Below are 9,842 nucleotides of genomic sequence, written 5' to 3' on the forward strand. Positions count from 1 at the left end.
AGGAATAATGTCATTGAGATATTTTAAGGTTTTATTTTTGTTGAGCAATTCCTGCTGGCGTTCCTCAAAGTCCCAGAATCCTTTTTGTCCCATAGTCCTGATGAGAAGTGAGTAATTTATACTGTCTATGATCTCATCTTTTCGTGTCTATCGACTATCTCTTTAAGAATCAAAATACTAATGATCAAATATTGGGCTATTAGCAAATATTTCAGGAATCTAGATTTCGACATGAGTCTCATTGTGAGACAGTGCCTTCAGTATTTTTCGAGGTGCCCAGCAGTTCCCGCAACAGCTTTAGGCGGGGCATCATCATGCAAAGCCATTTATCGTGACGGGCCAGGTCTTCTTTATCGATGGGGGCATTAGCCTTTAGCCAATCCTGCATCATGGGCGAATTGACATTATCGTTATAAATCCAGCCCTCATTACCCGTGTTGTAGGGCGGGTCGATATAAATACACTTCACCTTGCCTGCATAGGTGGGCAGCAGTGCCTTTAGCGCCAATAGGTTGTCTCCGTGGATAATCAGGTTGCCGTGAAGGCTGATTTTATCCGTGAGACTGGAGGCAGAATTTGGTACCAGATGATGGTACTTGAGGGTGAGATGGTGATTTTGAACGTAGGACTTACCCTTGAAGTGAATCGTTGCCATAGCCAGTAGAACCGATTGAGACTTCTAGGCTAACGGCAAATGGTTGTCCTTGGTCGTATCCATTGGTATTTCTTTGGGAATGTTTGTCCTTAGCAGTCCATAAACCGCCACCGCCACTGGGTTTGCGCCCAGGATGTTGATACAGGAGCGCTACGGGCGGCATCTCCTACCCAGCGCAGAGGAACCGATGGGAGCCCAGGCTATTGAGCCATAGCCATGAGCATTTTCATCCAGTCCTCGCGCCCATAGCGGCCCGCGAGCAAATCTGAAACCCGAAAGGCTTGACCCAACTCATCCCACAGGATGTATTGGCCGCCGCCATACACCTCCACCTTGGCCAGTTGTTCATCCGTCACCTCGTCCAGCGGCAACCAAGCATCGGCATCACTTTGCACCATTTCCAACAGCCGAACAGGCCAAGCATGGCGGGAACCATCCCGCAGCGTTACTATCACTTCGCGGGTGATGGCATCGTAAATAACGTTCTTTGCCAGCTTAAATTCTACGCTAGACATAATATTTCCGGGCTTCGGTTTTTAGATACTGAAAATTGGCCTGACATAACGCCAATGCGGCTTTGGTGTGCTTGGCGTTCGTTGTATTTTGGTGTTTCTGACCCTTCTCCAACACACAAGCCTCATCTCCTGATATGTCGATTTTGACTTCAAATTCACTGCTGATGACATGAACATGTAGCGGGTCATGGTCGCCAGGATTGACCAAGACCCTCAAATGCTTGTACCTCAGCAAGATTGGCATCGCGAGCCGTTCGCTACCGTAGTCATAGGTTTATTTTAGCCCTGATACCGTAAAACCCCGGTTTCTGCACCGCCGTTTTACCAGAAAATCTGGTGCTTGGGGCGAGAAACCGGGGTGTGGTAACTGTCGATTTTGTGGCAACCTAGGCGGCGACGAGGGCTTCGGTTTTGGCGGCCAGTTGGGTGAGGACGCCGTTGATATTGGCCTTGGCATCGCCGAAGAACATGAGGGTGTTGTCGCGGTAGAAGAGGGGGTTATCGACCCCGGCGTAGCCCGCCGAGAGGCTGCGTTTGACCACGATCACGGTGCCCGCCTTCCACACTTCCATCACGGGCATTCCGGCGATGGCGCAGGTGGGGTCTTCCTGGGCGATGGGGTTAACGGTGTCGTTGGCCCCGATCACCAGCACCACGTCGGTATGGCTAAAGTCGTCGTTGATTTCGTCCATTTCCAGCACGATGTCGTAGGGCACATTGGCCTCGGCTAGGAGGACGTTCATGTGTCCCGGCATCCGTCCGGCGACGGGGTGAATGCCAAAGCGCACTTGCTTACCCTGGCTGCGAAGGATGCGGGTGATCTCGGCAACGGCGTGTTGGGCCTGGGCCACGGCCATGCCATAACCGGGGACGATCACCACCGTATTGGCCGATTCCAGCACATCCACCACTTCGCTGGCGTTGGTGGCGGTGGCTTCTTCGGCGGTGCCTGCTTTTTTGCTAGTGGTGCTGGCTCCTTCCCCAAAGCCGCCCAGCAGCACGTTGAGGAAGGATCGGTTCATGCCCTTGCACATGATGTAGCTGAGGATGGCCCCACTGCTGCCCACCAGCGCTCCGGTGATAATCAGCAGGTCGTTGTTGAGCATGAAGCCCGCCGCCGCCGATGCGAGGCCAGAGTAGCTATTCAGCAGGGAGATCACCACCGCCATATCGGCCCCACCGATGGCCATCACAATCACCACGCCAAAGATGCCCGAAATGGCGGTGAGGATGCCCAGGGGAATCAGCCCCTCGTTCCCGGTGGCGCTGACGAAGGGAAAGGCAAAGGCCACCATCGCCACCAGCATGGAGATGGTGAAAAAGTGGCGGGCGGGCAGCAACACGGCGCGGCTGGGCACGATGGATTGCAGCTTGGCCACGGCAATCACCGACCCGGTAAACGTCACCATGCCGATGAACACCCCGGCATAGATTTCGATGCGGTGAATCACTTCCTCCATGCCCACCATGGCGGAACTGGGCTGGAGGTATTCCGCAAAGCCCACCAGCACGGCAGCGAGGCCGACGAAGCTATTCAACAGAGCTACCATTTCGGGCATGGCGGTCATGGCGACACGGGAGGCGGCGAGGGTGCCCACCAATACACCGAGGCCAATGGAACTGAGCTGGATCGGGTAGCCCTGGCTAATTAACGCTGTGGCGAGGAAGGCAATGGCCATGCCGAAAATGCCCAGCAGGTTGCCCCGCTTGGCGGTGGCTTGGTTCGACAATCCACTGAGGCTAAGGATAAATAATGCGCTGGCCGCAATGTAGGCGACGGTAACAAGGTTGTTGGACATAGAAGAGAGGGAATAGGGGACAGGGAATAGGTAACAGAGGGGAGAGGATAGGGAATAGAGGGGGATGGGGGTATTCGTGCTTTGTGATTGGTTGTTAAGGGGATTGGTTACTGGTTGGAGGTCTGAAATTCTGTAACTTTGGCGTATAAACTCGCTACGGATTCTTGGGCAAAAAGGTCATCCTTGAGTTTTAAATAATCTCCTTTGCCAAGATTTTTGCCAAGATTACATGCAGCCCAAAACCGAGCGACAGCAGATGGTTCCATGTTAGATAGCAAAACCTGAAATCCTTCCTGTAGAACTTGTTGCTCACTCTTAACTTGGATCATCACTACTTATCTCCAAAACAAAATCGACCGGATTGATAACTTTCGGTGGCTGTTTTGAATCACCAAAAACCTGACTAACACAGTACGGAAAGCGCTGATGTTTCGTAGGTTGGGTGGCGCGATAGCAGAACCCAACAAGACCCAGGTTTTTGGCGAGTGTTGGGTTCCGCTTCGCTGCACCCAACCTACAGGGGAGGTTTGTCAGGCCATTAGCAATAACAGCAGCCTTACTTATGAAACATATTCAGCATTCGCTGGGAGACCATGAAGCCTCCTGCGATGTTGACGGTGCCGAGGAAGAGGGCGATGGCTCCGAGGATCGTCATCGGTGAGGTGATGTCGCCGGAGATCTGCAACATGCCGCCGATGATGATGATGCCGCTGATGGCGTTGGTGACGCTCATCAGGGGGGTGTGCAGGGCGGGGGTGACGTCCCAAATCACCTTCCAGCCGAGGAAGCTGGCCAGGATGAAGACCGTCAGGTGGGTGAGGAAGGCTTCCGGTGCCCAGAGGCCGATGGCGACGAAGGCGAGGGCAATCAGCACGGGCCAAATCAGTTGGGCAATGAGGGATTTTTGGGCGGGGGTATTGTCCTTTGAGGTCGCCGTTGCGGTGGCTTCAGCCGGACTGGGGGCCGCTGGGGCTTCGGGTTTGGGGGCAGGCCAAATCACTTGCCCCTGGTGGATGACGGTGGTAGCGCGAATCACCTCGTCCTCTAGGTTGAGGTCGTAGGCTTTGGCACCGCCCAGGTCGCTGAGCAGGTGGTAGAGGTTGTTGCCGTAGAGTTGGCTGGCTTGGGCGGCCATGCGGCTGGGTAGGTCAGTCAGGCCGATGATGGTAACGCCGTGGTGGGTGGTGATTTCTCCCGGCTGGGTGACTTCGCAGTTGCCGCCCTGTTCTGCGGCCATATCCACAATCACCGACCCCGGTTTCATGCTTTCCACCATGTCACGGGTAATCAGCAGAGGCGCTTTTTTGCCGGGGATCAGCGCCGTGGTAATGATGATATCCACCTCACGGGCCTGCTGGGCAAACAGGGCCATCTCGGCGGCGATGAAGGCTTGGCTCATCACCTTGGCGTAGCCGCCTTCCCCGGTGCCGTCCTCTTGGAAGTGCAGTTCCAAAAATTCGGCCCCCATGCTCTGTACCTGTTCTTTGACGGCAGGCCGGGTATCAAAGGCTTTGACGACGGCCCCCAGCCCCCGCGCCGTACCGATAGCCGCGAGTCCGGCAACGCCTGCGCCGATAATCAACACCTTGGCTGGAGGGGTTTTGCCCGCCGCCGTAATTTGCCCCGTAAAGCAGCGGCCAAACTGGTTCGCCGCCTCCACCACGGCCCGGTATCCGGCAATGTTGGCCATGGAACTGAGGGCATCCAGCTTTTGGGCACGGGTAATGCGGGGAACCGAATCCATCGCCAGCACGGTGCCGCCCTGGTGGGCCAATTTCTCCATCAGTTCGGGGTTCTGGGCGGGCCAGATGAAGCTAATTAGGGTGCCTTCGGGACGCAGCAGCTCGGCTTCGTGGCAGTTCAATTCGGGATGCCACTGGGGCGCACGCACTTTCAGCACAATATCCGCCGTTTGCCACAGGCTACGGGCATCGGGCAGAATCTTGCAGCCCACCGCTTCATAGGCCTGATCGCTAAAGCTAGCAGCCGCCCCCGCCTGGGATTCCACCCACACCTCAAAGCCCAGCTTTTGCAGCTTTTTGGCCGTATCTGGGGTGGCGGAAACCCGCTGTTCCCCGGCAAAAATTTCCTTGGGAATGCCCACGCTTAGCCCCGTGGGTTTGGTCGTTGCAGAATCAGGGGTCGATTGTTCGAGAGGGGTGGCAATGGTCATAATGTCCTATTCCTTCAATGGGCCATCATCTCGCAGGGGTGATGGATCGACACAACACAAAACTCAATCCAACACAAAACTCAATCCAAAAACAAAGCTCAATCTAAAATAAAGCTCAACCTAAACCAGACGGGGCAAAAACGAATATCAATCCTACCGAGGAACGCCGGAAAAACGGGGCGACAATGCTTAAGAAAATTAGCAATTCAAGGCCAATCCTCCATCCATGGGGGACATGGCTAGGCTGAAAGCCCCTCAATTCCAAGCCCTGGATGACCGTTTCTAAGGGGCTGACAATCTTCAAACCATGACGTCTTCAATCGCCAGACCAGCGCACAAACGCTCACCATGAACCGATGCTCGTGAAATTGCCAAGGGCGGTTCACAAAACTAAACCACAACCTGAAGCTTCACTATCTGGATAGTAAAGGGGGCCGCAGGCGATGGGTCGGAATCTTCAAGAATGTTTTATTTGTCCCGAAATAATTACAGGCTACTAGGACAGATCCGCCGACAGCGCCATCAGGGCCGATGGGCAACGGATCGGGTGGCCTTCGAGCGAGAGATCCTACGTTCTAGTCCATCGGCCTCGGCCCATGCCCTATCGAAGGGTGTCGAAATGCATCAAAACGCGATCAACCCGTTGCTAATAGCTTCTATTCTCATTAAATTGGCGGCTAACGGCCCTCGCAATCTCGCCGATTTTTGCCGATCACGGCGGGGAACCTAGCCTTGGAATCGTCTGCTGGATGGGCCACTTGCTGCGATCCAGGCTCCGCTCCCCAGGATTCAAGCCCTCAAATGACCTGTGGTCAAAGAAAGCAGCGCCAGGAGACTGAGCTATCGTTGCGCCTTGGTGGGGCCACAATAAATATATTAAAGAATTGTTTTATACCGATTGAGTAATAAAACCATGCTAACCTTGGTTCATTGGATTAGTTGCAACGCATTCTCATTAAAAGCTCCTTTATTGATAGCCCCTATCCGTAATTTACCGTTTGAGGTCATCCCATGAAATTTGATTCAGCCCCTGCCACCTCCCCCCTGCCCATTGATGCCCAAGGGTTAGGGTTTACCTTCATCGGTGGCTCCGCTGACGTGGATAGCGTCTCGTCCCCTAGTCGGGCGGCGACCCCCAGCACTAGGGATGCCCTGTTGCCCCTGCCCATGATGGCCATTGGGGATCGCGCCTGGATTGTCGAAATCAAAGGGGGCCATCGCATGGTGCGTCGCCTTACCGATTTGGGTCTGGCCCAGGGCAGCGAAATCACCATCGTCAGCCGATCCGAAAGCGGATCGGTGATTGTGGGCTTCCAGGGCTGTCGGATCGGCATCGGGGCAGGCATTGCCCACCGAGTCATTGTCAGCACCGCCCAGCCCAGTCGTTTGCCCGTCGGCCCATCCGCTGCCACCCCTCCATCTCCTGCCCAACCCTCTGAAGACTGTTCTATGTCCGAAACCCTACACCTCGGTGCCCTGGCCGTCGGTCAATCGGGCCGCATCCTCGGCTACGAGTCCAGCCACCGCGCCTACCGCGAAAAACTGCTGTCCATGGGCCTCACCCCCGGCACCCACGTCACCATCACCCGCCAAGCCCCCCTCGGCGACCCCATCGAAGTTGAAGTGCGCGGCTATAAGCTCAGCCTCCGCAAAGGGGAGGCAGCGGCGCTGAAGGTGGAAATCGCCAATCGCTAAAGCCGCCTAGAAAATCCCAAATTCTGCCCTAAGCCTTCATCTCCCGTACGGGCGCACGGCGGTGCGCCCCAACCCTCAACCCCAATCCCTCGTACGGGCGCACGGCGGTGCGCCCCAACCTTGGCCCCAATCTCTACCCCCCTTTATGCCATGACTTCTTCGACCATCGCCCTGCTGGGCAATCCCAACTGTGGTAAAACGACGCTGTTTAATGCCCTGACCGGAGCTAACCAGCGGGTGGGCAACTGGCCGGGGGTGACGGTGGATCGCAAGGAGGGCAGCTATCGCCACGGCGATCAAACGGTGACGGTGGTGGATTTGCCGGGGATTTATGCCATTGACTCGGAGGACGAGGGCAGCCTAGATGAGGCCATTGCGCGGGATTATCTGCTGACGGGGGCGGCGCAGGTGGTGGTCAACATTGTGGATGCCGCCAACCTGGAACGCAATTTGTACCTGACCACGCAGCTTTTGGAGATGGATTTGCCGCTGGTGGTGGCCCTGAATATGATGGATGCCGCCGCTGAGCAGGGCGTTCGCATTAACCCGGAGCATTTGGCAGAACGGCTGGGGTGTCCGGTGGTGCCCATGGTGGCGGCGCGGGGGCAAGGGGTAGAGGATCTGCGCCATTGTTTAGCGACGGTGTTGCCCAATCCCCAGAAGCCCACGGCCCAGGTGATCTACCCGACGGTGCTTGAGGAAGCCTTGGCGGCGCTGACCCCGGCCCTGGCCGGAGACCAAGCCCCCACCCGCCGAGATCGCTGGCTGGCCCTGAAATTGCTGGAATACGACGACAGCCACGGCCCCGACTTGCCCCAGGCCGTGGTGCAACAGGTGGCGGAACAACGCCATCGCATCCATCAGGTGTTGGGGGAAGACATCGACATTGCCGTGGCCGACAGCCGCTATGGCTATGCCCACCGCCTGGTCAGCGATGTGGCCCACCGTCCCCGCCAGGTCAGCCTCACCCGCTCCGACAAAATTGACCAAATTGTGCTGAACCGCTGGCTGGGCATCCCGATTTTTCTGGGGGTGATGTACCTGCTGTTTATGTTTGCCATCAACGTGGGCAGCGCCTTCATCGACTTTTTCGACATTCTGTTTGGCACCATTTTTGTGGACGGTTTAGGGCATGTCCTCACGGCTCTGGGAATGCCCGATTTGGTGACGGTGGTGTTGGCCAACGGCATGGGCGGCGGCATTCAAACCGTGGCTACGTTTATTCCGGTGATTGCCTGCCTGTTTCTGTTCATGGCTTGTTTGGAAGACAGCGGCTACATGTCCCGTGCCGCCTTTGTGATGGATCGGTTCATGCGGTTTGTGGGTTTGCCTGGGAAGTCCTTTGTGCCGATGCTGGTGGGCTTTGGCTGCAACGTGCCCGCCATCATGGCCACCCGCACGTTGGAGAGCCGCCGGGATCGCATCCTCACCATTTTGATGAACCCCTTCATGTCCTGCGGGGCGCGGCTGCCCGTCTATGCCCTGTTTGCCGCCGCCTTCTTCCCCAGGGCCGGGCAAAATATCGTCTTTTTGCTGTACCTGGTGGGCATGGGCATGGCCGTCGTCACCGGGCTGATCATGAAGCACACCCTATTAAAAGGAGAAGCCGCCCCCTTTGTGATGGAACTGCCCACCTACCACCTGCCCACCCTCAAGGGCGTGTTGCTCCGCACCTGGGAACGGCTGAAGAGCTTCATCCTGCGGGCCGGACAGGTGATTGTGGTGATGGTGATGGTGCTCAGCCTGCTCAACTCCATCGGCGTGGATGGCTCCATCGGCAACGAAGATAGCGAAAACTCCGTCCTCAGTGCCCTCAGCCAGCGCGTCACCCCCGCCTTTGCCCCCATGGGCATTGCCCAAGACAACTGGCCCGCCACCGTCGGCATTTTTACCGGCGTGTTTGCCAAGGAAGCCGTGGTCGGCACCCTCGATTCCCTCTATAGCCAGCTGGCCCGCGATGAAGCCGCCGCCGCCGGGGTAGACCTGGGCGACGATGAATTCGACTTCTTCGGCAACATTGGGGCCGCCTTCGCCACCGTTCCCGCCAACCTCGCGGCCCTCGGTGGCACCCTGCTCGACCCCCTCGGCCTCTCCATCGGCGATGTCAGCACCCTAGACGCCGCCGCCGCAGAACAGGCCGTCACCTACACCACCTTCGGCCAAATGGTCACCCGCTTTGATGGCCGCATCGGGGCCTTCGCCTACCTGCTGTTCATTCTCATGTACTTCCCCTGCGTCGCCGCCATGGGGGCCGTCTTCCGCGAAACCAACGCCGGATGGACAGCCTTCGTCGGCCTCTGGACAACGGCCCTCGCCTACTGGAGCGCCACCCTGTTCTACCAGGTGATGACCTTCCCCCGCCACCCCGCCAGTTCCGCCGCCTGGGTCGCCGCCCTCACCGCTGTGGCCGTCGCCACCATCCTGCTGCTGCGCTTCTCCCGCCCTGCCCGCCGCCGCCGTCGCGCCCTCTCCCTCGAAGGACTGGATGGCTAATCCTCAGATTCAAAGTCCCCCTTCACAAGGGGGATTTAGGGGGATCTCCTCGCTAGGCCGTTGCAAGTTCCTTTTATCACCTCATGCTGACCGACCTTCAAACCTACATTGCCACCCACGGCATCGTATCCATCGGCGATCTGTCCCTGCACTTCCATTCCGATAGCCAAGCCCTGCGGCCCATGTTGACGAAGCTGGTGCGGAAGGGGCGCATTCGGCACTTGCCAGCTCCAGCCAAATGCAGCCATTGCACCTGCTGTGATTTAACTAGTTTGGAAGGCTATGAGTGGATCAAGAACACGAACTCAGCCGCTGACTGCCTGACAGAAGTGGGTGAAAGGCTTGAAACCTCGTGCTGCGAGGGGGAAAAGGTGAGGTGACATGAGACGCTGGAATTGCATATCCCAGGGTCTTTGCCATGCCAGCCACCACCTGTCTCTATGATCAAGTGCTGTCCTTGCTGCGTCAATATAGCCATCGTCGGGATCTGCGACACCTCAAGGCCTTGGCGT

The 9,842-nt window shown here is 57.0% G+C and carries 8 protein-coding genes; 3 read left to right on the plus strand and 5 right to left on the minus strand.

All coding sequences use genetic code 11. The annotated features are described in order from the left end of the window. Positions 1 to 238: 238 nt before the first annotated feature. The 5 genes from H6G62_RS24495 to pntA form a co-directional block, all read right to left on the minus strand. Positions 239 to 655, minus strand: a complete 417-nt coding sequence (locus tag H6G62_RS24495; protein ID WP_199325217.1) for a hypothetical protein — start codon at positions 653 to 655, stop codon at positions 239 to 241. A gap of 200 nt (positions 656 to 855) precedes the next feature. Next, entirely contained in the window at positions 856 to 1,170 is a 315-nt protein-coding gene (locus H6G62_RS24500) for a DUF2442 domain-containing protein (RefSeq protein ID WP_190500097.1), read from the minus strand. A gap of 386 nt (positions 1,171 to 1,556) precedes the next feature. Beyond that, complete coding sequence (locus H6G62_RS24510) at positions 1,557 to 2,969, minus strand: NAD(P)(+) transhydrogenase (Re/Si-specific) subunit beta (protein WP_190500101.1); 1,413 nt, start codon at positions 2,967 to 2,969, stop codon at positions 1,557 to 1,559. 107 nt (positions 2,970 to 3,076) lie between these two features. Beyond that, positions 3,077 to 3,298: a hypothetical protein gene (locus H6G62_RS24515; RefSeq protein ID WP_190500103.1), complete on the minus strand. Its 222-nt coding sequence runs from the start codon at positions 3,296 to 3,298 to the stop codon at positions 3,077 to 3,079. Between the two features lie 227 nt (positions 3,299 to 3,525). Further along, complete coding sequence (gene pntA / locus H6G62_RS24520; RefSeq protein WP_190500105.1) at positions 3,526 to 5,142, minus strand: Re/Si-specific NAD(P)(+) transhydrogenase subunit alpha; 1,617 nt, start codon at positions 5,140 to 5,142, stop codon at positions 3,526 to 3,528. 1,011 nt (positions 5,143 to 6,153) lie between these two features. Here pntA and H6G62_RS24525 point away from each other — a divergent pair. The 3 genes from H6G62_RS24525 (at position 6,154) to H6G62_RS24535 (ending at position 9,710) form a co-directional block, all read left to right on the plus strand. After that, entirely contained in the window at positions 6,154 to 6,837 is a 684-nt protein-coding gene (locus H6G62_RS24525) for a FeoA family protein (RefSeq protein WP_190500107.1), read from the plus strand. A 150-nt stretch (positions 6,838 to 6,987) separates the two neighbouring features. After that, positions 6,988 to 9,330, plus strand: coding sequence for a Fe(2+) transporter permease subunit FeoB (gene feoB / locus H6G62_RS24530; RefSeq protein ID WP_190500109.1), 2,343 nt, complete (start codon positions 6,988 to 6,990; stop codon positions 9,328 to 9,330). 83 nt (positions 9,331 to 9,413) lie between these two features. Beyond that, positions 9,414 to 9,710 (plus strand): FeoC-like transcriptional regulator, encoded by a 297-nt coding sequence (locus H6G62_RS24535; RefSeq protein WP_190500111.1) that lies wholly within the window; start codon positions 9,414 to 9,416, stop codon positions 9,708 to 9,710. Positions 9,711 to 9,842: the final 132 nt, after the last annotated feature.

Origin of the sequence: Phormidium sp. FACHB-1136, from assembly GCF_014697375.1 — a bacterium.
Taxonomy (GTDB): domain Bacteria; phylum Cyanobacteriota; class Cyanobacteriia; order Phormidesmidales; family Phormidesmidaceae; genus Nodosilinea.